General features: G+C 33.4%; 18 protein-coding genes. 10 read left to right on the forward strand and 8 right to left on the reverse strand.

The genetic code is table 11. The annotated features are described in order from the left end of the window. Positions 1–6: 6 nt before the first annotated feature. Both JJ842_06445 and gltB read right to left on the reverse strand, forming a co-directional pair. Positions 7–300, reverse strand: a complete 294-nt coding sequence (locus JJ842_06445) for a hypothetical protein (protein MBO6971548.1) — start codon at positions 298–300, stop codon at positions 7–9. Continuing rightward, entirely contained in the window at positions 301–4,872 is a 4,572-nt protein-coding gene (gene gltB, locus JJ842_06450) for a glutamate synthase large subunit (protein MBO6971549.1), read from the reverse strand. Between the two features lie 196 nt (positions 4,873–5,068). On the opposite strand from gltB, the gene JJ842_06455 reads away from it, so the two are divergent. The 7 genes from JJ842_06455 (at position 5,069) to JJ842_06485 (ending at position 11,423) form a co-directional block, all read left to right on the forward strand. Continuing rightward, positions 5,069–5,443 (forward strand): 30S ribosomal protein S12, encoded by a 375-nt coding sequence (locus tag JJ842_06455; GenBank protein ID MBO6971550.1) that lies wholly within the window; start codon positions 5,069–5,071, stop codon positions 5,441–5,443. A gap of 24 nt (positions 5,444–5,467) precedes the next feature. Further along, the gene (gene rpsG, locus JJ842_06460; GenBank protein ID MBO6971551.1) at positions 5,468–5,938 is read left to right on the forward strand and encodes a 30S ribosomal protein S7; all 471 of its coding nucleotides are present in this window, start codon (positions 5,468–5,470) and stop codon (positions 5,936–5,938) included. Between the two features lie 96 nt (positions 5,939–6,034). Then, positions 6,035–8,110: an elongation factor G gene (gene fusA / locus JJ842_06465; GenBank protein ID MBO6971552.1), complete on the forward strand. Its 2,076-nt coding sequence runs from the start codon at positions 6,035–6,037 to the stop codon at positions 8,108–8,110. A gap of 44 nt (positions 8,111–8,154) precedes the next feature. Beyond that, positions 8,155–9,354, forward strand: a complete 1,200-nt coding sequence (gene tuf, locus JJ842_06470; GenBank protein ID MBO6971553.1) for an elongation factor Tu — start codon at positions 8,155–8,157, stop codon at positions 9,352–9,354. Positions 9,355–9,453: 99 nt separating this feature from the next. Beyond that, a complete protein-coding gene (gene rpsJ, locus JJ842_06475; GenBank protein MBO6971554.1) occupies positions 9,454–9,774 on the forward strand; it encodes a 30S ribosomal protein S10 in 321 nt (106 codons plus the stop codon). Between the two features lie 56 nt (positions 9,775–9,830). Next, a complete protein-coding gene (locus JJ842_06480) occupies positions 9,831–10,487 on the forward strand; it encodes an LON peptidase substrate-binding domain-containing protein (GenBank protein MBO6971555.1) in 657 nt (218 codons plus the stop codon). Continuing rightward, a complete protein-coding gene (locus tag JJ842_06485; protein MBO6971556.1) occupies positions 10,488–11,423 on the forward strand; it encodes a methyltransferase domain-containing protein in 936 nt (311 codons plus the stop codon). A 1-nt stretch (position 11,424) separates the two neighbouring features. Here JJ842_06485 and pheA read toward each other — a convergent pair whose 3' ends face one another. After that, positions 11,425–12,270, reverse strand: coding sequence for a prephenate dehydratase (pheA, locus tag JJ842_06490; GenBank protein MBO6971557.1), 846 nt, complete (start codon positions 12,268–12,270; stop codon positions 11,425–11,427). A 53-nt stretch (positions 12,271–12,323) separates the two neighbouring features. Here pheA and JJ842_06495 point away from each other — a divergent pair, with 53 nt between their 5' ends. Beyond that, positions 12,324–12,842, forward strand: a complete 519-nt coding sequence (locus JJ842_06495; protein ID MBO6971558.1) for a DUF1997 domain-containing protein — start codon at positions 12,324–12,326, stop codon at positions 12,840–12,842. Here the strand turns inward: JJ842_06495 and JJ842_06500 are convergent. Both JJ842_06500 and JJ842_06505 read right to left on the reverse strand, forming a co-directional pair. Next, positions 12,828–13,445: a ribonuclease HII gene (locus JJ842_06500; GenBank protein ID MBO6971559.1), complete on the reverse strand. Its 618-nt coding sequence runs from the start codon at positions 13,443–13,445 to the stop codon at positions 12,828–12,830. The genes JJ842_06495 and JJ842_06500 overlap by 15 nt on opposite strands. Continuing rightward, positions 13,402–15,225, reverse strand: a complete 1,824-nt coding sequence (locus JJ842_06505; protein ID MBO6971560.1) for an Rne/Rng family ribonuclease — start codon at positions 15,223–15,225, stop codon at positions 13,402–13,404. The genes JJ842_06500 and JJ842_06505 overlap by 44 nt, the downstream gene beginning before the upstream one ends. Positions 15,226–15,513: 288 nt before the next feature. On the opposite strand from JJ842_06505, the gene JJ842_06510 reads away from it, so the two are divergent. Together JJ842_06510 and clpS are read left to right on the forward strand one after the other, a co-directional pair. Next, positions 15,514–16,740: an LL-diaminopimelate aminotransferase gene (locus JJ842_06510; protein ID MBO6971561.1), complete on the forward strand. Its 1,227-nt coding sequence runs from the start codon at positions 15,514–15,516 to the stop codon at positions 16,738–16,740. Between the two features lie 40 nt (positions 16,741–16,780). Next, positions 16,781–17,098, forward strand: coding sequence for an ATP-dependent Clp protease adapter ClpS (gene clpS / locus JJ842_06515; GenBank protein ID MBO6971562.1), 318 nt, complete (start codon positions 16,781–16,783; stop codon positions 17,096–17,098). A gap of 15 nt (positions 17,099–17,113) precedes the next feature. Here clpS and JJ842_06520 read toward each other — a convergent pair whose 3' ends face one another. The 3 genes from JJ842_06520 to JJ842_06530 form a co-directional block, all read right to left on the reverse strand. Next, the gene (locus JJ842_06520) at positions 17,114–18,733 is read right to left on the reverse strand and encodes a B12-binding domain-containing radical SAM protein (protein MBO6971563.1); all 1,620 of its coding nucleotides are present in this window, start codon (positions 18,731–18,733) and stop codon (positions 17,114–17,116) included. A gap of 107 nt (positions 18,734–18,840) precedes the next feature. Continuing rightward, positions 18,841–19,932 (reverse strand): glycosyltransferase family 2 protein, encoded by a 1,092-nt coding sequence (locus JJ842_06525; GenBank protein ID MBO6971564.1) that lies wholly within the window; start codon positions 19,930–19,932, stop codon positions 18,841–18,843. Between the two features lie 44 nt (positions 19,933–19,976). Continuing rightward, on the reverse strand, positions 19,977–21,530 hold the full coding sequence (locus tag JJ842_06530) for a glycosyltransferase family 39 protein (GenBank protein MBO6971565.1): 1,554 nt from the start codon (positions 21,528–21,530) through the stop codon (positions 19,977–19,979). Between the last annotated feature and the right edge of the window lie 2 nt (positions 21,531–21,532).

A 21,532-nucleotide genomic window follows, 5' to 3' on the forward strand; every position in this document is an offset into this window, starting at 1 on the left:
TAATTTTCATTTATTTGAATCTACCCACTCATTTAATGTCCATTCAACTAGATCATTTTTAATCATTGGATCATTCTTAATTATTTTTAGTGCATTTTCATAATTATTTATTTCAATAATTAGTAAGCCTCCAGCGCCTGGCCTCTTTAACCCATCTACTAAAAAACCACTTTTTATATTAATTCCATCTTTTTTTAATTTTTTAATCCATTCATAATGTTCTTTAATTACTTTTCGTTTTAAATCATTATTAACTAGGTATTCTTTTTTTATAATTTCAGTTTTTACAAAGAAAGGCATTTACATTTTCTTTATGCCAAGCATCTCTTCTTCACTTGGGGGAACAATTAATTTGAAAGTATTCTTGAAATGAGACCAATTTTCAATTATTTTGGCGGCCTTTAAGCTATTTGTTTTTGCTCGATATTCTCTAATAATTTCCAATAAGATATCTTCCTGCCTTGATGAAGTTATTTTATGAATGCTTACTATTTCCATATTAACTTTATTATTTAAATCATTATTCTCATCGATTATGAAAGCTATTCCACCAGTCATACCTGCACCAATATTTCTTCCTGTGGAACCTAGAATAACTACTTTCCCACCAGTCATGTATTCACAACAATGATCTCCTGCTCCCTCTGTTACTGCAGTGGCTCCACTATTTCTTACTGCAAATCTTTCTCCTGATTTTCCTAAAGCAAATAATTTTCCACCTGTTGCTCCATAAAGGCAAGTATTTCCTAAGATAACTTGTTCGGAGGATATTTCATCTATTTTTGGTGGAATTATTGTGAGTATTCCTCCATTCATTCCTTTACAAACATAATCATTAGCTTCTCCGATTAATTGAACATTCATTCCCTTCAATAAAAAGGCACCAAAGCTTTGTCCCGCATATCCTTTGAAATTTAAGTTAAGTTCGCCATTGAAGCCGGTGTTTCCATGAAGTTCTGCGATTTCACCAGATATTTTCGCACAAACACTTCTATCTGTATTTTTTATCTCAATTTCTTTGGTTAATATTTGGTGATTTTTAATTGAATCTATAAATTCAGTATCAGACAAAAACTCGTCCTCTAATACATAACCATTACTATGAGCATTTTTTGAATGTTTTAACCATGATCTATCAGGGGTTGAGTGTTTATTTACTAAAGAAGAAAGATCAATATTAGAAGTTTTGGGAAGATCGATATTTCTTGCAGAAAGAAATTCTTGATTACCAATCAGTTCTACCATATTAGAAACACCGATTTTACTCATAATCTGTCTTACTTCTTCAGCAATATAAAGGAAGAAATTGACAACATTTTCTGGAATACCTTTAAATCTTTTTCTTAATTCTTCTTTTTGAGTGGCAACTCCAACTGGACACTTGTTTGTATGACAAACCCGAGCCATTATGCATCCTTCAGCAATCATCGCCACAGAACCAAAACCGTATTCTTCAGCACCTAGTAAAGCTGCAATAACTACGTCCCAGCCTGTTTTAAGACCTCCATCAGTTCTCAAAATTACTCTATCGCGTAAGTTATTCTCTAAGAGAGATTTATGAACCTCAGCAACACCTAGTTCCCATGGTAAACCTGCATGTTTAATAGAACTCAGGGGTGAAGCACCTGTACCTCCGTCATGACCTGATATTTGAATTACATCTGCATTAGCTTTGCTTACTCCAGCAGCAATAGTGCCTATACCAATTTCAGAAACAAGTTTAACGCTTACTTTCGCTTTTGGATGAACTTGGTGTAAGTCGTGGATAAGTTGGGCTAAATCTTCAATTGAATAAATATCATGATGCGGGGGAGGAGATATTAAAGCTACTCCAGGTTTACTATTTCTTAGTTTTGCGATGTAAGAGTCAACTTTTGGACCAGGTAATTGTCCACCCTCTCCAGGTTTTGCACCTTGAGCCATTTTAATTTCGAGTTGTTTACCACTTCTTAGATATTCAGGTGTCACTCCAAATCTTCCAGATGCTATTTGTTTAATAGCTGAGCATGCGGTGTCTCCATTCTCTAAGCCTTTAATAAATGGCAACGTCGCTGACTGAGTATTTTCATCGATATCATTTAAAACATTAAAACGAGCTGGATCTTCTCCCCCTTCTCCACTATTACTTTTTCCACCAATTCTATTCATTGCAACTGCTAAAACTTCATGCGCTTCTCTGGATAAAGCTCCTAAACTCATTCCTCCAGTACAGAACCTTTTGCAAATTGATTCAACACTTTCAACTTCCTCTAGTGGAATACTTTTTCTGGTTGAATTAATTGTTAGTAAATCTCTAAGAGATGTTGTCGGTCTATTCCTAATAAGTTTTTTGTAAGTTTCAAAATGATCGTATCCTGGCCCTTGTTTTACAGCTGAATGCAAAACTTTGGACATCTCTGGATTATTGGAATGATATTCTCCATTATTTCTAAATTGTACAAATCCTAAAAATTCTAATTTCTTTAAATCGATCTCTGGATAGGCTTTCGTATGTATTGAAAGTGTTTCATTAGTTAATTCTTTTAATGTTATGCCAGCGATACGACTTGTTGTACCATCAAAAGCAATTTTTATTAAGTCAGATCCAAGGCCTACAGCTTCAAAAATTTGTGCTCCATGGTAACTAGATAAAAGTGAGATACCTATTTTTGAGAGAATTTTTCTTAGACCGTCTTCTAAAGCTTTTTTAATATTTTTTTGAACATCAACTATTGATAATGGATTTATTTTTTTGCTATCAATGAGTTTTTGTGTTTTTGGATGTTTTAACCAGTGTCTACCTGCTTCGAAGGTCAACCAAGGGCAAACTGCACTTGCTCCATATCCAATTAAACAAGCTAAATGATGTGTGCTCCAACATTGACCAGTCTCAATTATTAGAGAAGCTTTTAGCCTGATTTCTTTTTTAAGAAGATAATGATGAATTGCTCCAACAGCAAGTAAAGGAGGTATAAAAGTCTTTTTAGGATTAATTCCCTTATCAGAAATGATAATTATAGAGCAACCTTCTTTTATAGAAAGCTCACTCTGTTTACAGATTGCATTTAATTGGTTCTCTAAGCCTTGAACACCTTCCTCTAAATCAAACAAACTTGAAATTGTCTGAGATTTAATTTTTGATTTTTTGATAGAAATGAGTTCTTCTTCATTAAGAATCGGACTTTGTAAATGAACAGAGGGTTTAGCATCTTTAATTTCAAATGGTGTACATCTTTCTCCTAGATGCATCTCTAAACTCATTACAAGTTTTTCTCTTAGAGGGTCAATAGGTGGATTAGTAACTTGCGCAAATCTTTGCTTAAAGTAGTCGTATAAAATATGTGGCTTAGATGAAAGAACTGCTAATGGGATGTCGTCGCCCATGCAATAAGTAGGCTCTTTAGCTAATGAAGCCATTGAATCTAAGATAAGGTCATTATCTTCCGCTGAAAAACCGTATGCAGTTTGTTGTTGCAACAACTCAAGGTCTTTTAGTTTGCAGTCTTTAACCCATTCGTTATTTTCAAATTTTATAGTTCTATTACTGAGTAGATTTTTATAATCATGTCTTTGAGCGGCTTCAGATTTTACTTCCCAATTTCTTAGGATTCTATTCTGATGAAAATCAACTGCCAACATTTGTCCCGGTCCTAATCGACCTTTTTCTATTACTCTTTCTTCTTCAAGATCTACTACTCCTGTTTCAGAACCCATGATTACAAAACCATCATTTGTAATTGAATATCTTGCTGGTCTTAAGCCATTTCTATCAAGCGTTGCACCGACAAAATTTCCATCAGCAAATACAAGGAGTGCTGGACCATCCCAAGCTTCTTGTAGGCTTGCAGAATATTCATAAAAAGCTTTTATATCTTCTCTCTGCTCAAGTTCTGGTTGATCTCTAAATGCTTCAGGAACAAGTTTTAATAATGAATCAGTAATGGGCTGACCTGAACGAATATTGATTTCGAGGGTTGCATCAAGATTTGATGAATCACTTTTGTTTACATCTACAATAGGCTTGATTTCATTAGATAACTCTCCCCAAAAATCGTCTATATGTGTTTCTGAAGCTTTAGCCCAGTTGATATTACCTAAGAGAGTATTTATTTCGCCATTATGACCCAAAAATCTCATGGGTTGAGCTAGCGGCCATTTTGGAAGTGTATTAGTACTAAATCTACGATGATAAACAGAAAATGAAACTTTAAAACTCTCTTCTTTTAGATCTTGATAAAACTCGGATAATATTTCAGAGCGAACCATACCTTTATAAACAACTGTTTGAGAACTTAGTGAGGCAAAATAAAATTCACAATCCCCAACATCGTTTTTGAAAGTTTCTCTTATTTTTTTCTCAATTCTTTTCCTTAATTGAAATAAAAGCTTTTCAACATCCTGATGGTCTTTTTTATCTATTAATAAAATCCACTGACAGATGAATGGAGCATTTGCTTTAGCTAAAGGACCTAAGATTTCATTATTTACAGGTACTTTTCTCCAAAATGTTTTGTTGACTTTTAATTTTTCTGCTTCTTGATCACATATTGATTTACATACTTCGATTTTTTCTTTTTTATTAGGCATAAAAACCATGCCTAAACCTCTATTAAATTCTTGATTATTTTTTAGATTAATTTCCTCTTCTAGATATCCCCATGGAATTGAACATAAAATGCCCGCTCCATCTCCTGAGTCACTATCTCCTCCACAACCTCCTCTATGCTCCATGCAGTTAAGACCCTTTAGTGATTGCTTAAGGATCCAATTACTTTCTACCCCTTTAATATTTGCTATGAAACCAACTCCACACGCATCTTTCTCCCCAATTATTCCTTTTGGGGAATAACTATCTTGATATGGGCCAACGATTCTTTTGATACTCTCTCCCATAGATTATTTAATTCTATTTAGTTATTTATGTATTTCTATTATAAAAATAAATATGAAAATAAATCTAAAGATAATGAATATTTACCAAAGAATTTTAATTTGACAAATTTTGAAAAAATATTAATTAAAAACTTTTAGTTGGTGCTCGTAAAAGGTTATGATAGTTAAATATTTATTTTTATCTAAGTTTTAATAGATGCCCACCATCTCGCAATTAATAGGTTCAGAAAGAAAACGTCTGACTAAGAAAACGAAATCTCCTGCATTAAAAGCCTGCCCTGAAAGAAGAGGGGTGTGTACAAGAGTTTATACATCAACACCTAAAAAACCTAATTCAGCTTTAAGAAAAGTCGCAAGGGTGAGATTAACTTCTGGTTTTGAAGTAACGGCTTATATCCCTGGAATTGGACATAATCTGCAAGAACACTCTGTAGTTTTACTTAGGGGTGGAAGAGTTAAAGATTTGCCAGGAGTTAGATATCATATAATAAGAGGAACTTTAGATACGGCTGGAGTCAAAGATAGACGTCAATCCAGATCTAAGTATGGAGCAAAAGCTCCAAAAGATTAATTTGTAAACATTACTTTTAAAAAAATGTCACGTCGTAACGCAGCAGTAAAAAGAACAGTTCTTCCAGATCCTCAATTTAATAGTCGTCTTGCTTCAATGATGATTTCTAGATTGATGAAACATGGAAAAAAATCTACAGCTCAAAGAATATTGTCTGATGCTTTTTCTTTAATAAGTGAGAGAACAGGGGGTAATGCAGTCGAATTATTTGAAACAGCCGTAAAAAATGCTACTCCTCTTGTAGAGGTGCGAGCTAGGAGAGTTGGTGGTGCAACATATCAAGTACCTATGGAAGTCCGCCAAGAGAGGGGTACAGCTATGGCACTAAGATGGCTTGTTACATTTTCACGTGCAAGAAATGGCAAAAGTATGTCCCAAAAACTAGCTGGTGAGTTGATGGATGCAGCAAATGAAACTGGTAGTGCAGTTAAAAAAAGAGAAGACACTCATAAAATGGCTGAAGCTAATAAAGCTTTTGCACATTACAGATATTAATTTCATCAAAAGGTACTTAAGTAGTTTATTATTATTAAAGTTTGCTTTTAGAGCGAACTATACTTATCAAAAATTATTTTATTTGGAGCTTTAAAATTGGCACGCGACTTTCCCCTAGAACGAGTAAGGAATATAGGTATAGCTGCCCATATTGATGCAGGGAAGACCACAACTACTGAAAGAATTTTATTTTATTCAGGTGTTGTTCATAAGATAGGAGAAGTTCATGATGGTGCTGCCGTAACAGATTGGATGGCGCAAGAACGCGAAAGAGGAATAACTATTACTGCTGCTGCAATATCCACTAGTTGGCAAGATCATAGAATTAATATTATTGATACTCCTGGTCACGTTGATTTTACTATCGAAGTGGAAAGATCAATGCGAGTCTTGGACGGAGTAATAGCTGTGTTTTGTGCAGTTGGTGGAGTTCAGCCTCAATCAGAGACTGTTTGGCGTCAAGCAGATAGATACTCTGTCCCAAGAATGGTTTTTGTAAATAAAATGGACAGGACTGGTGCAGATTTTCTGAAAGTTAATAAGCAAATTAAAGATCGACTAAAGGCAAATGCACTCCCAATTCAATTACCTATTGGAGCTGAAGGTGATCTTACAGGCATTATTGATTTAGTCGCCAATAAAGCATATCTTTATAAAAATGACTTAGGTACTGATATTGAAGAAGCACCAATTCCATCTGACATGAAGGAGCAAGCAGATGAGTGGAGATTCAAATTGATGGAAAGCGTCGCTGAAAATGATGAAGAGTTGATTGAGGTTTTCCTTGAAACAGGGGAATTATCCGAGGAACAACTGAAAAAAGGTATTAGAGAAGGTGTTTTAAATCATGGATTAGTTCCTGTTCTTTGTGGTTCAGCATTTAAGAATAAAGGTGTTCAACTTGTATTAGATGCTGTTGTTGATTATTTGCCAGCTCCAGTTGATGTGAAACCAATACAAGGAGTTTTACCAAGCGGAAAAGAAGATATTCGACCTTCAGATGATAATGCCCCTTTCAGTGCATTAGCTTTCAAAGTGATGTCAGATCCCTATGGGAAATTAACTTTTGTAAGAATGTATTCAGGCGTTCTCTCGAAGGGAAGTTATGTAATGAATTCCACGAAGGATGCTAAAGAAAGAATTTCAAGATTAGTGATTTTAAAGGCTGATGAAAGGGAGGAGGTTGATGAATTGAGGGCTGGCGATTTAGGTGCTGTATTAGGTCTTAAAAACACCACAACTGGTGATACTTTATGTAATACAGAAGATCCTATAGTTCTCGAGACATTATTCATTCCAGAACCTGTTATTTCAGTTGCAGTTGAGCCAAAAACTAAAGGTGATATGGAAAAATTGTCAAAAGCTTTAACAGCCTTATCCGAAGAGGATCCAACTTTTAGGGTAAGTACAGATCCTGAGACAAATCAAACTGTAATTGCGGGTATGGGTGAATTGCACTTGGAAATCCTTGTTGACAGAATGTTGAGAGAATTTAAAGTTGAAGCCAACATTGGAGCTCCTCAGGTTTCCTACAGAGAGACGATTAGGTCAAGTTCTAAAGGTGAAGGTAAATATGCAAGACAAACTGGAGGGAAAGGTCAATATGGTCATGTAATAATTGAAATGGAACCTGCCGAAGTTGGTAAAGGTTTTGAATTTGTCAACAAAATTGTTGGCGGAGCTGTACCAAAAGAGTATATTGGACCTGCATCTAATGGAATGAAGGAAACCTGTGAATCTGGTGTTCTTGCCGGTTATCCACTCATTGATGTAAAAGTAACACTAGTCGATGGTTCATTCCACGATGTAGACTCATCTGAAATGGCCTTCAAAATTGCAGGTTCCATGGCTTTTAAAGACGGGGTTAAAAAATGCAATCCAGTCCTCTTAGAGCCTATGATGAAAGTTGAGGTCGAAAGTCCTGATGACTTTCTTGGATCTGTAATAGGTGATCTCTCCTCTAGAAGAGGTCAAGTAGAAGGACAATCTGTTGATGATGGATTGTCCAAGGTACAGGCCAAAGTGCCCTTAGCCGAAATGTTCGGTTATGCCACTCAACTCCGATCAATGACTCAAGGTCGGGGTATATTTTCAATGGAGTTCGCAAATTATGAGGAAGTTCCTCGTAATGTTGCTGAAGCTATCATTTCCAAGAATCAGGGCAGCTCCTGATCTCTAAACTAAAACACACTAAACCCTCGATTCTTTAATTCAAAATGGCTCGCGAGAAGTTCGAAAGGAACAAACCACATGTCAACATAGGTACTATCGGCCATGTTGATCATGGAAAAACAACACTAACTGCTGCTATTACAAATGTATTAGCTAAAAAAGGTCAAGCTCAAGCTCAAGACTATGGAGACATTGATGGTGCTCCTGAGGAAAGAGAACGTGGCATTACTATTAATACAGCTCACGTCGAATATGAAACTGAAGGCAGACATTATGCTCATGTCGATTGTCCAGGACATGCTGATTATGTAAAAAACATGATTACAGGTGCAGCCCAGATGGATGGAGCAATTCTAGTCTGCGCAGCTACAGATGGCCCTATGGCTCAGACAAAAGAGCATATTCTTTTAGCTAAACAGGTGGGAGTTCCTGCTCTTGTAGTTGCTCTCAATAAATGCGATATGGTCGATGATGAAGAAATTATTGAACTTGTGGAAATGGAAATCAGAGAACTACTAGATAGTTATGACTTTCCAGGAGATGATATTCCTATAGTTCAAGTTTCTGGTTTAAAAGCTCTTGAAGGCGATTCTACTTGGGAATCAAAGATTGAAGAATTAATGAAAGCAGTTGATGCTAGCATCCCAGAACCCGAAAGAGAAGTTGATAAACCATTCTTAATGGCTGTTGAAGACGTTTTCTCAATTACTGGTAGAGGTACTGTGGCTACTGGAAGAATTGAGAGAGGTAAAGTAAAAGTTGGAGAAGAAGTTGAAATAGTTGGAATTAGAGATACAAGGTTAACAACTGTTACTGGAGTTGAAATGTTCCGTAAACTTCTTGATGAAGGTATGGCTGGCGATAATGTCGGGTTACTTTTACGTGGGGTTCAGAAAGAAGATATTGAAAGAGGTATGGTGCTCGTCAAAAAGGGATCTATTACTCCTCATACACAGTTTGAAGGGGAAGTTTATGTTCTTAAAAAAGAAGAGGGAGGTAGACATACACCTTTCTTCGCTGGATATAGACCACAGTTTTATATCAGAACAACTGATGTAACTGGACAAATAACAGCATTTACCTCTGATGATGGATCTAATGTTGAAATGGTTATGCCGGGCGACAGAATTAAGATGACAGGAGAATTAATTTGTCCTGTAGCTATTGAGCAGGGTATGCGATTCGCGATACGTGAAGGTGGCCGTACTATTGGTGCAGGAGTTGTTTCAAAAATTCTCAAATAATTTTTTTGAATTTTAGAAATTTAACCTCAATCATCTAATATTAATAACTAGATGAGGGCCGTTGGTTAACAACGGCCTTTTACTAAATTACTCAAAATTATGACTGCATCAATTGCACAACAAAAAATAAGAATAAGACTAAAAGCGTTCGATAGGAGAATGCTTGATTTATCTTGCGACAAAATAATCCAAACTGCCGATACTACCGCTGCATCAGCAATAGGTCCAATACCTTTACCTACAAAAAGAAAAATTTATTGTGTCCTCAGATCACCTCATGTTGATAAAGATTCAAGAGAGCATTTTGAAACAAGAACTCATCGAAGATTAATAGATATTTATAGTCCTTCAGCAAAGACTATAGATGCCCTAATGAAGTTGGATCTTCCTAGTGGTGTAGATATAGAAGTTAAACTTTAAAAAATCCCGAAAAAGACTTAAATTGATTAATATAAATAGATATAAATGAGGTTTAAATGGGAGAGCTGTTAGTAAGGGAATTACCTTTATTTCCTCTGCCAGAAGTTGTTCTTTTTCCTCAAGAAGTATTACCTTTACACATTTTTGAGTCGAGATATAAAATAATGCTCAAATCTGTTCTTGAGTCTGATTCTATGTTTGGGGTCATAAAGTGGGATCCAAATACTAAAAGCATGGCTAATATTGGATGTTGCGCTCAAATTATCAAACATCAAACTGCAGAAGATGGCAGAAGCAATATAGTGACTATAGGACAACAAAGATTTCAAGTATTAGAGATTACACGTTCAACTCCTTTCTGTTCGGCGATGGTAAGTTGGATTAGTGATGAAAATATTGATAACTTTCAAAAATTAGACGCCCTCAAAGATTCAGTTACAGAAGCACTAAATGACGTTATAAATTTAACAGGCAAATTAACTAATTCCAAAAAAAACTTACCCGATAAGTTACCCAAGAATCCTATGGAATTGTCTTTTTGGATTGGAGCTCATTTGGGCGGCCCTGTTGCAGAAGAACAGCAAAGACTTCTAGAGGAAAGAAATACTTATACCCGCCTGCAGAGGGAATATGAAATGCTTGATCACACAAGAAAACAACTTGCAGCAAGGACGGCCTTGAAAGAAAGTTTTCCTGATATCAAAGAAAATTAAATGTTTGAATTGTTATCAACCCCTTTCTTACTGATTTTATTCGTCTTAGCTATATCAATTTTATGGATAATTAATCCAAGAAAATATATTTCTTCAGGTACAGTGGCATCTGCCTATGATGCTTGGACTCAGGACAAATTGCTTGAGAGATTATGGGGAGAGCATATACATTTGGGCTTTTATTCCCCAGGGGGGCGAAAAATTGATTTTAGAGATGCCAAAGTGCAGTTTGTTCATGAGTTAGTCAAATGGAGCGGTTTAGATAAATTGCCTAAAGGGTCCAGAATACTTGATGTAGGTTGTGGAATAGGAGGAAGCTCTAGGATTCTTGCAAAGTATTATGGGTTTAATGTTACTGGCATTACAATTAGTCCTGCTCAAGTAAAGAGAGCTAGAGAACTTACTTCTGATGAGCTGAATTGCAATTTCCAAGTTATGGATGCATTAGATTTAAAATTTGCAGATGGATCTTTTGACGCCGTATGGAGTGTTGAGGCAGGTGCGCATATGAATGATAAAAATAAATTTGCAGATGAAATGCTAAGGACCTTAAGACCTGGAGGTTTTTTGGCATTGGCTGATTGGAATTCAAGAGATCTTAGGGAGTCCCCCCCATCTTTTCTGGAAAAAATAGTTCTTAAGCAATTACTTGAGCAGTGGGTTCATCCTAACTTTATTAGCATCAAGGAATTTGGTAATATTCTCGGAAAGAATAAAAATAGTGCAGGAAGAGTTATCTTTGAAAATTGGAATATTTATACAAATCCTTCATGGTACGATTCCATCATTGAAGGTATCCGACGCCCTTTTGCTATCTTATCTCTTGGTCCTCTCGCGATAATCAAATCTATTAGAGAAATTCCGACAATATTGCTTATGAATTGGGCTTTTAGAAAAGGTTTAATGGAATTCGGGGTATATAAATGTAGAGGATAAATTAATTTAACTCTACATTTTCAGAAAGATAATTACCAAAATCTACAAAGTTTTTGCATAGAGGCATAATTTGTTTTTTTAATTCAAGGAGATTATTTATATTACTTTGAATATTTAGTTCCAAATCAATGTAAATTATGTATTCACCTAACTCTCTTTTAGAAGGTCTAGACTCTATTTTACTCATATTAAACCCAAAATCTGCGACGTAATTTATTGCCTTCAGTAAAGCACCAGGTTTATTTGAGATTAATGAGAAAGCAAAACTAGCAATATTAGCTTCATGATAATTCGATTCTTTGCTCAATAAAACAAATCTAGTGCAATTCCCTGGAACATCATTAATAGGGAAGGCTAATTCTTTAAGTCCTTCAATTTGAATTAATGATTTCGAACCAATAGCTGCTCTAAATTTACTTCCCTTGACCATATTTACAGCTTCTGATGTTGAATTTGTTGGAAGTGAGATTGCATTTGGAAGATTTTCAGATAACCATTCTGAACATTGAGCTAATGCTTGAGGATGAGATAATACTTCTGAAATAATTGAAAGTTCTCCAGCACTAATTAATGCATGTTTTATTGGAAGGACAATTGCTTTGTTGATAAAAATATCAGGAAATTTCCAAAGAGCATCTAAAGTTGCTGTAACTCCACCTTCTACAGAATTTTCAATAGGAACTACTGCAGCATCACAATTGTTGTAGGCTATTGATTTAATCACCGATTGTAACCCATTACATGGTACAAATATAGGTGTCTGAAAATTGGCAAGCTTTGACAATATATGAGCTGCTTTTTCTGCGTATGTCCCTTTAGGGCCTAAATATGCAACTTGTTTGCGCATGATTAAATGTAAGAAAAAAAGAAATCAAATAAGCATTGGAGGGCCATAAAAAAATGCTATTATCTTTTGATGCTAAACAGAAATTAAAGCTTTCCGTAACACGAAATAAAGAATATCTTTCTAAATATCTTTTGGAAGAAGAAAGAGTTGTAGGAGCAATGCTTGACTCCAAAAAATTGGTACCTGAAGGGGTGGGTAGGTACAAGTATACAGTAACAAGTTTTAAGGTTTTCCAATTAGATATTAACCCTGTTGTTTCAATTGCGGTAGACAATAAAGATGGAATCTTAAGGATGAGCGCACTTGAAAGTACACTAGATGGTTTGGGTATTGTGGATGACTTTAATCTTATTTTGAATGCGAATTTGGAAGCAACTGATCTTGGATTAGAAGGAGAGGCACTTCTAGGGGTATCTGTAAGCCAACCTCCTCTGCTAAAGCTGGTCCCAAAAAAGATTTTGGAATCTACTGGTCATTCAGTATTAAATGGAATTTTGTTGGGTATAAAATCAAGGGTTCAACAGCAACTAGTTAAGGACTTTTTAGATTGGTGTGAATTAAATAAGATTTGATTTTTTTAAAAAGCTTTTCCTATGAAGATTAGTTATTCCATTTTCTTTGATAATTGAAAGATGTTTTTTTGTCCCATAACCTTTATTTTTAAATATTAAGTATCCTGAGTATTTTTTTTCTAATCTTTCCATTAGATTGTCTCGACATACTTTTGCAATAATGCTTGCTGAAGCTATTGCGGTAAATTTCGAGTCCCCCGATACTATATTTTTCTGAATTCCATTCCATGGCCTCAATAATAAGGGTCCATCAATTAATAGTTCAGATGGTTTGTTTTTTAATTTTTTTAAAGCTCTTATCATTGAAAGTTCGGTTGCAACTCTGATTCCTAGATGATCTATTTCCCTGGCAGAGGATTGCCCAAGTCCATAGTCTGAGGAAAGTAATAAAATTTTCGGAAAAAGTAATTTCCTTTTTTTTGGAGTTAATTTCTTACTATCCATCACTCCAAATTGTTTTAGAGTGGATTTATTTGTCTCAGTTAATACTACAACTGCTGAAAAAACTGGACCAAAAACTGCTCCTTTTCCAACTTCATCTATTCCAACTTCGAATATTTTATTCAATACTCGCAGATGACCTTCTTCTTTTTTTTCTAGCATTGTTTATCTCATCTGTCGGTTCAATTTCATCTTTTTTTTCTGATAAAACAAATCCTTCACTCTCATTAATTTTTTTTGTAGATTGATCTTTTGAGGTTGCATTTTCTTCAATATTAGTCGCAATTTCTCCTGGTTCTCTAGATTTTGAGATTTTCTTTGTTTTTTTTACAGTTGTTTTTTTATTATCTGGAGTTTTTTCCTTCTCATTATTAATTTCCTTTAAACGAACAAAATTATTGCTGGTGAGATATTCTTTCCCTAATTTAATAAGTGGATTTATTCCTAATCGACTAAATACAATTTTTTCATCGTTTGTGAGATCTACAGTAATTATATTTTTTTCTTTTGAATTTAATGCGTTCAAATCATCACTTTCATTTTCTCTTTTATTTGTAGTAATTTCTTTTTTTAGGCTCTTGGGGTTAGGGAATTCCTTCTCAACTATTTTTTCCTGCTTATCCGTTGATTGAAAAGTATCTATATCTACTTGTTTTATACCTTTTGATTCATTAGGATTTTCTACAACATTTTTAATTTTTAATTTAGAGATTTCATAATTCAGCTGATTTTCTACATGGCCTGTACCATTGCATGCAGAACATTTCTTACCGAATAATTCATATATATTTTGTCCTTGTCTTTTTCTGGTTAACTCAACAAGACCTAATTCAGTAAGCTGGGCTATCTGAGGCCTCGCAGAATCATCTTTTATCGCCGAGGTAAAATGTTCAAGTAACTGGAATTGATCTCTTCTAGATTCCATATCAATAAAATCTACTACTATCACTCCACCTATATTTCTTAATTTCATTTGCCTTGAAATTTCAACTGCTGCTTCGCAATTAGTCCACAAAACTGTTTGCCGTGAGTTGGCAGATCTAGTAAATGATCCAGAGTTTACATCAATTACTGTAAGCGCTTCAGTTGGTTCGATAATTATATATCCCCCTGAAGGAAGATCTACTCTGGTTTCAAGAGCTTTTTGAATGGTTTTTTTAATTTCGTACTTTTCTAAAATATGCTGGTCTAAATCGTTATTATGAAATTCAATATCTACATTAGACTCAAAATTATTTAAGAAATCTTTAGCTCTTTCAACTGAAAACTTACTATCGATAATTATGCTTTTAGTTGATAATTTAATATGATCTCGCAAAATCTTAAGAGAAAAATCATCATCTCTTTTTATTAAATTTGGCGGATTAGAAGTGTCAGAGACTCTTAAAATTTCTTCCCATTGTTCAATTAAATTTTCTAAATCTTCAATGAGAAGTTCTTCTTTAATCTCTTCTGCCTCTGTTCTAAAAAGTAAACCTGTGCTTGGCGGTTTTATCAGAACACCAAGAGCTTTTAAACGATTTCTTTCCGTTTCTTTATTTATTTTTCTGGAGATATTCACTCCTTGACCATATGGCTGTAATATCAAGTACTTTCCAGGAATTGAAATACTTCCAGAAAGTCTAGGACCTTTAGATCCTGTGGGTTCTTTAATTACCTGCACTAGAACTTTTTGTTTTGGCTCAAGTAATTCAGTTATTCCAAATATTCCTTTTTTGAGTTTTAATGGACCAAGATCTGATACATGGATGAATCCATTTTTATCACTTTCTCCAATATTTATGAAAGCAGCGTCAATACCTGGTAGAACATTTTCAACTGTCCCTAAAAAAATATCGCCAATTTGATATTGACCTTGTGCGACGATCAATTCATCAACTCGTTCATCTGTGAGTAGTGCTGCAATTCGAGCCTGCTCAGCGATGATGATTTGCTGAGACATATAATTAATTCTGAATGGTTTTAATTTTGAAAATCATATAAAAATAGTTTGTTTTCTCTTGTAATAAAGCAGCTGTTTATGACTTTTATTATTTACTTTTTTAAAATTAAAATTAATAGCAACTTTATTCTGCTATTTATAAAGCTTTAGACGACTTTCAAACTATTTGAAATTGAATTCATAGCTACGATCATTTCTTGTTTTAATCATAACTACAATAATATTAACATCTAATCACCACTTAAGCACGTTAATCCATTATCCTTGTATTGATTAAGTCTTTTAAAAGTGGTTCAAGTAAACGAAAATTATTTAAAACTCCAAGCTGGCTATTTATTTCCTGAAATTGCTAAAAGGGTAAAAATATATTCTCAATCAAATAATAGTTCAAACATAATTAAGCTTGGAATAGGAGACGTTACAGAGCCTTTACCTAGGGCTTGTAGAGATGCGATGGCTCAAGCTTTAAATGATATGGGAACAACTGAAGGTTTTAGAGGCTATGGACCGGAACAAGGTTATTCTTGGCTTAGAGAAAAAATTTCGGAGCATGATTTTATTTCAAGAGGCTGTAAAATCTCACCTGAAGAAATATTTGTTTCAGATGGTTCGAAATGCGACAGTAGCAACATTTTAGATATCCTTGGAAAGGATAATTCAATTGCTGTAACGGATCCTGTTTATCCCGTTTATGTTGATAGTAATGTCATGACTGGACGAACTGGTGATGCTCTTGAAAATGGAACTTATCAAGGATTAATATATCTTCCGATAAATGAAGAAAATAATTTTCTTCCAGAATTACCTAAAAATAAAGTTGATGTTTTGTATCTTTGTTTTCCAAATAATCCAACAGGAGCCACGGTAACTAAAAATGAATTGAAAAAATGGGTTGACTATGCTCTTCAAAACAAATCTCTAATACTGTTTGATGCAGCTTATGAGGCATTTATTCAAGATAAGGATATTCCTCATTCAATATATGAGATTGAGGGGGCAAAGGATTGTGCTATTGAATTTAGATCTTTTTCAAAGAATGCTGGATTTACAGGAGTAAGATGTGCCTACACAGTGATACCTAAAAATCTTTTAGGTTCCAGCTCAACAAACGAGGAAATAGGATTATGGTCTCTTTGGAATAGGCGACAATCTACAAAATTCAATGGAGTAAGTTATGTCGTTCAGAGAGGAGCAGAGGCTGTTTATTCTCTGGAAGGTAAAAAAGAGGTGAAAAGTTTAATTGATTTTTATATGGAAAATGCAAAAATTATGAAGAACAAACTTCAAACTGCGGGATATAAAGTATACGGAGGTGATAATGCTCCTTATATCTGGATCAAAGTTCCTGATCAAATGACATCTTGGGACTTTTTTGATTTTCTCCTTCAAAAAGTAAGTGTCGTGGGAACGCCTGGCAGCGGATTTGGATTATCAGGAGAGGGCTATTTTCGTTTATCAGCTTTTAATTCGCGATCAAATGTTATTGAAGCAATGGAAAGAATAATTGATATATAATATTTATTATTATTGTTATTAATTATCTTACAAAAAATTAATGTTATCAATAAACTCTGAACAAGGTTTAAATAGTAATTCTGCAGTAATCGAAAAGAAACCTGCGGAATTAAAAAATAAGTCTCCCAAATATAAGGTATTACTTCATAATGACCCAGTTAATTCTATGGAGTATGTAACTATCTCACTAAGAGAAGTTGTACCTCAACTAAGCGAACAAGATGCTATTTCTATAATGCTAGAGGCGCATAATACTGGTGTTGGTTTAGTAATTGTTTGTGATCTAGAACCAGCAGAATTTTATTCAGAATCATTAAAATCAAAGGGGATTTCAAGTTCAATTGAAAAAGAGGACTAATATTAGGTAAAATTATTATTTTGAATGAGCTAATTTTCTTTGAGATAAAGGACGTACTTTTAATGATTCTTTTAAGGAAGACTTACCATATTCTCTTTCGAGAATATTGATAACTGTTTTACCAAATTCATCTTCTTTATTATCGAAAGCTTCTAAGCACACCTCACCAAGTTTTTTCCCTAAACTTCCTGGGTTCCATAAAAGTTTTCTAGCTGTCCATGGCATCATGCTCATAGGATTGTAATTTGGCTTCAAAATTTTATTATCTAATGCGTACTTTTCAAGAAGAGTATGTGGTTGCAATCCTATGAAAAATATAGCTGGGTCAACTAAGCCTTTACCAAAAATATTTTCTAATTCTCTGTGGTAAGCAATAGTTTGTCTTATGGTGTTTGGCGTTTCATCAAAAACATTGAATGAATAATTAACTGAAACATGATTCTTAAAGCCTGATTTGACTAGCATTCTGCAATTATTTAACACTGTTTCAAGGTCATATGCTAATCTCATTTTTCTTACAAGTTCTTGGGATCCTGAAGTGATACCTATTTCAAAATAACTCATGCCTGTGTCCACCATAAGTTGAGCAAGATCAGCATCTATGTTATCTGCTCTGATGTATGCAGCCCAATTAATGTCATCCCATCCTTGATCCTTTATAGCTTGCAAAAGTATTTTTGCATCTTCTATATGTTTTTTAGTTGGGATAAACTGCGCATCTGTGAACCAAAATCCCCTGACTCCAAGATCATATAATTGCTTCATTTCTTTGATTACTTCATTTACAGGATTAACACGCACTCGTTTACCTTCAACAACCGTATAAACACAAAAACAACAATTATGAGGACAACCTCTTTTTGTTTGCACTCCTACATAGTAATCACCACCCTCTATGTACCAATTAAATTCTGGCCATATGGATTTTATGTATTTGTAGTTACAGGCTGTTTTAATAGTGCCTGAAGGTTGTTCATGTATCAACTTGTTTCGAGGCTGCTGTCCAGCAAAGTAACATCTTTCTTCTTCTATCGAGTCATTCCTAATTATTTTCTCTATTAGATTTTCTCCTTCTCCAATAGAAATAATAGTTCCCTTTGGTAATAAATTTCCTAATTGTTCATAGAAAACACTAACAGCTCCACCGCCTAAGATTACTCTTACATTTTTATTGTATTTTTGAGCTCTTTTGAGTCCCATCTTGACTAAAGAAGTATTTCTATATATTTCTCCGTAATGAGATGCAATTAATTTTAAACCTCCCCAAGAACCTCTAACTTTTTTAAAGATATTTTTTGAATAGAAAACTTCAAAAGAGTTTTGTAGGGGATTTCCACTTCTACCATCGACAGGCGCATAAATTTGTATGTCTCTCCATGAAAAAATAATAAGATGAGGCCTAAATTGATCAACTTTTCTTGCTAAATATTTGGAAACTTTATTAGATGGAATGATTGCTAGATCAATAAATTGTTGTTCAATTTTTGGGAAACATTTGTGAATGTGGTCAGCAAGATAAATAGGTCCTATGGGAAATATTGGATTACAAGGAAGTCTTACAGTAAGAATTTTTCCATAGTGTTCTCTTTGGAAATTTTTTTTATTTAATTTTTTAAAGTCAAAATTAAAATTCATGCCTTGAAAAAATTTTGAATTTAACATCCTTTAGAATCTAACTACTTTATTACTAATTTGGCGAAATTAAAAATCTTTAGAAAATACAATTGAAAATTTTTTTGAATTCAAAGATCAGAAATCATATAAATCCAACATACTTTGAGAAGTTTCAATCCATCAATCCATCTTGATATATTGGGAGCCCCAGATTTTCTAGCATAATATCTAACTGGATAATTAAGAATTTTGATATTATTATTTGCTGCTTCAAATATAATTGTGAAGTCCCCAAATGGGTCAGACTTTGAATCCCAACTTCCGTTTTCTTTCATAAGTTTAAAGAATTTTCTTGAAAAAACTTTTGTTCCACAAAGTGAATCTGATACGGGCTTATTTATGAGAATTGATAAAAGTATTGCGAAGAGTCTATTTCCTATATAGTTAGCCCACCTCATTGCATCTTTTTCCATTGGGAAAGTTGTGCGGGCACAATTAATTAATATATTTTCATTTTTAGTTGATTCCATTATTGCTGCAATACTGTCATCAATATCTACAGTGAAATCACTATCAATTATGGCAAGAGTTTCACCGGAGGAAATATTAAATCCCTCTACAACAGCATTTTTCTTCCCTTTTGAAGTTTGTTTTAAGAGAGATATCTTGAAGAAATCTGAGTAAGTTTCCTTTAACTCTTTAAGCATTGTATAGGTATTATCATTGCTATTGCCTTCAACAAATATGATTTCTAATTTATTAGGTATTTTTTTAAATTTATTTAATGCGTTTATTAAAAGTTCTTTATTCCCAGCTTCATTTCTAGCAGGAATTACTATTGTTATTAAATGATTTGACTTATATTCATTGTATTTGTAAAAAACTATTTCTAGTTCATAAGCAAGTTGTTTTATTATTGGAAGTTTGCGGAAAGTATTTTTTATAGATTGTGGAATTAGTTTAGTTGGTAAAGGAGTTAATTTCTTTGCTTTCCATCTAATTGATCTGTAGTTATAAATTTCTGCAAGAGATTCAATATCGCATAAGGTTATTCTTGCTTTGCTAGTAGTTTCTCTAAAAATTCTTGAATCTAATCTTAGCCACCTAGTTATTGGCTCCCAGGTATTACCCCTTACCTTAATCGAAATAAATTCGTTATTGTTTTTGAATAATTGATGAAGTTTATTATTCGTTAAATTCCAAGAATTTATTGATTTCATTACTTCATACTGATTGATAATGGCACTTTTTTAATTTAAATTATCTACTTTTTTAATATTAATTTCCATGGTTTTAAAATATCATTTTCATAAATAACTTCGTAAGAATTATTATTGTTTTTTGTTTCTTTTGAATTAGTTGACCATGCTAGTTCAGATTTGTTTAACAGATCTATTTCCTCTAACCCTTTTCCTAATTTAGGGGTTAATAATGAAATTCGTATGATTTTTGATTGGGATAAAGAATTGTTTATACCTGATTTATCAACTTTGATAACCTTATCTTTTACTTCATCTAAAGATGTTACATATTCCATTGCTTCTCTTAGCTCTCTTGATCTATCAGTGAATAATCCTGATTGCAATAAAAATGAAGTTAATAGGTAAGGACCTATTAAAAGAGTTATTAATATTTCTTTAAATGACTGTTTGTTTTTTATGAATGACCAAGAGAGTCCGAAAGATAATAATCCTATAATTACGAATGTATTTTCTTTAAAGTTGAAGTAACTTGTATCTTTAAAGAAAAAATAATACGCGACAGTTAAAGCGACTGTAAATAATGGAATTATTTTTGACGTAATAAATAAAAAAAATAGTTTATATTTTTTAGAGTTGAATAACCACTTTATTCCTACATAAGCATTAAGTGCGAATATAGAGGAAATCTGAAGACTATAGTAGGGAGTTTTTGTAGAAAAAATACTTAGAATTGCTATCAATATTAAAGGGAAAAATGAAAGTAAATATTTTTTATCTTTACTTTCAGCAATATTTCGGACTGTGCCAATAATTGCAAAAATACTCCATGGTAAAAATGTAGCAGGAATATTCCAAAGATAATAATATATAGGATTAGTAAAAGTATTTTGATTAGAGAGAATGTTAAATTTATCGAATAAGTAAAGAATAATATTTTTTTCTAAGTAAGGGTTAATTGACATAGCCCAAAATAAATATGGAATAAATCCAATAAGTAGTCCAAGCCAAAAAAATTTACTTAATAAAAGATCTTTTTTAATGTACAAATATGGAAAGAGTGATATTAGGGGTACAAAGACTAGAAAAGTTTTCATCATAAAAGATAAGCCAATCCAAATACCAAAAAGCAAAATATAGAATTTATTATCTTTGCTTTTTATTTTGACTAAAGAAAATATCCCTATAGTTACTAAACAAGAATAAATAATATCTTGAGTGGCTAAGTGCGAGTAGTCAAACCATAGATATGTTGTAGAAAGTATGAGTGGAGATATGATTGCATATTTTTTATTAAAAAATTCTTCATGTAATTTGTAAGTTATGAATAGCATCAATATTGCTGCAACTGTTGTTGGTAAATATACAGAAAAAGTATTTCTTCCAAAGATTTCTTGTGCCTTAGCTATTAAAAACTGTAATCCTATTGTTCTATCCAACACAAATTCATCCCACCAAAGAGGAATTATCCAATTGCCTTTATCCAAAATCCATCTAGCTTGTAATGCATAAAATCCTTCATCAAAAGCAATGTAACTTCTTTTGCCGAAATAAAATATGAGAGGAAAAAAAACAAAAAGCTTTAAAAGAAATTGAAATTTGAGTAATCTATTAATCATGC

The organism is Prochlorococcus marinus CUG1433 (genome assembly GCA_017644425.1).
GTDB classification, from domain to species: Bacteria; Cyanobacteriota; Cyanobacteriia; order PCC-6307; family Cyanobiaceae; genus Prochlorococcus_A; species Prochlorococcus_A marinus_U.

Bases quoted from the DNA above. Each gene is read 5' to 3' on its own strand.
- JJ842_06445 (MBO6971548.1), bottom strand. From the start codon at position 300: ATGCCTTTCTTTGTAAAAACTGAAATTATAAAAAAAGAATACCTAGTT.
- gltB (MBO6971549.1), bottom strand. From the start codon at position 4,872: ATGGGAGAGAGTATCAAAAGAATCGTTGGCCCATATCAAGATAGTTAT.
- JJ842_06455 (MBO6971550.1), top strand. From the start codon at position 5,069: ATGCCCACCATCTCGCAATTAATAGGTTCAGAAAGAAAACGTCTGACT.
- rpsG (MBO6971551.1), top strand. From the start codon at position 5,468: ATGTCACGTCGTAACGCAGCAGTAAAAAGAACAGTTCTTCCAGATCCT.
- tuf (MBO6971553.1), top strand. From the start codon at position 8,155: ATGGCTCGCGAGAAGTTCGAAAGGAACAAACCACATGTCAACATAGGT.
- rpsJ (MBO6971554.1), top strand. From the start codon at position 9,454: ATGACTGCATCAATTGCACAACAAAAAATAAGAATAAGACTAAAAGCG.
- JJ842_06480 (MBO6971555.1), top strand. From the start codon at position 9,831: ATGGGAGAGCTGTTAGTAAGGGAATTACCTTTATTTCCTCTGCCAGAA.
- JJ842_06485 (MBO6971556.1), top strand. From the start codon at position 10,488: ATGTTTGAATTGTTATCAACCCCTTTCTTACTGATTTTATTCGTCTTA.
- pheA (MBO6971557.1), bottom strand. From the start codon at position 12,270: ATGCGCAAACAAGTTGCATATTTAGGCCCTAAAGGGACATACGCAGAA.
- JJ842_06495 (MBO6971558.1), top strand. From the start codon at position 12,324: ATGCTATTATCTTTTGATGCTAAACAGAAATTAAAGCTTTCCGTAACA.
- JJ842_06500 (MBO6971559.1), bottom strand. From the start codon at position 13,445: ATGCTAGAAAAAAAAGAAGAAGGTCATCTGCGAGTATTGAATAAAATA.
- JJ842_06505 (MBO6971560.1), bottom strand. From the start codon at position 15,225: ATGTCTCAGCAAATCATCATCGCTGAGCAGGCTCGAATTGCAGCACTA.
- clpS (MBO6971562.1), top strand. From the start codon at position 16,781: ATGTTATCAATAAACTCTGAACAAGGTTTAAATAGTAATTCTGCAGTA.
- JJ842_06520 (MBO6971563.1), bottom strand. From the start codon at position 18,733: ATGAATTTTAATTTTGACTTTAAAAAATTAAATAAAAAAAATTTCCAA.
- JJ842_06525 (MBO6971564.1), bottom strand. From the start codon at position 19,932: ATGAAATCAATAAATTCTTGGAATTTAACGAATAATAAACTTCATCAA.
- JJ842_06530 (MBO6971565.1), bottom strand. From the start codon at position 21,530: ATGATTAATAGATTACTCAAATTTCAATTTCTTTTAAAGCTTTTTGTT.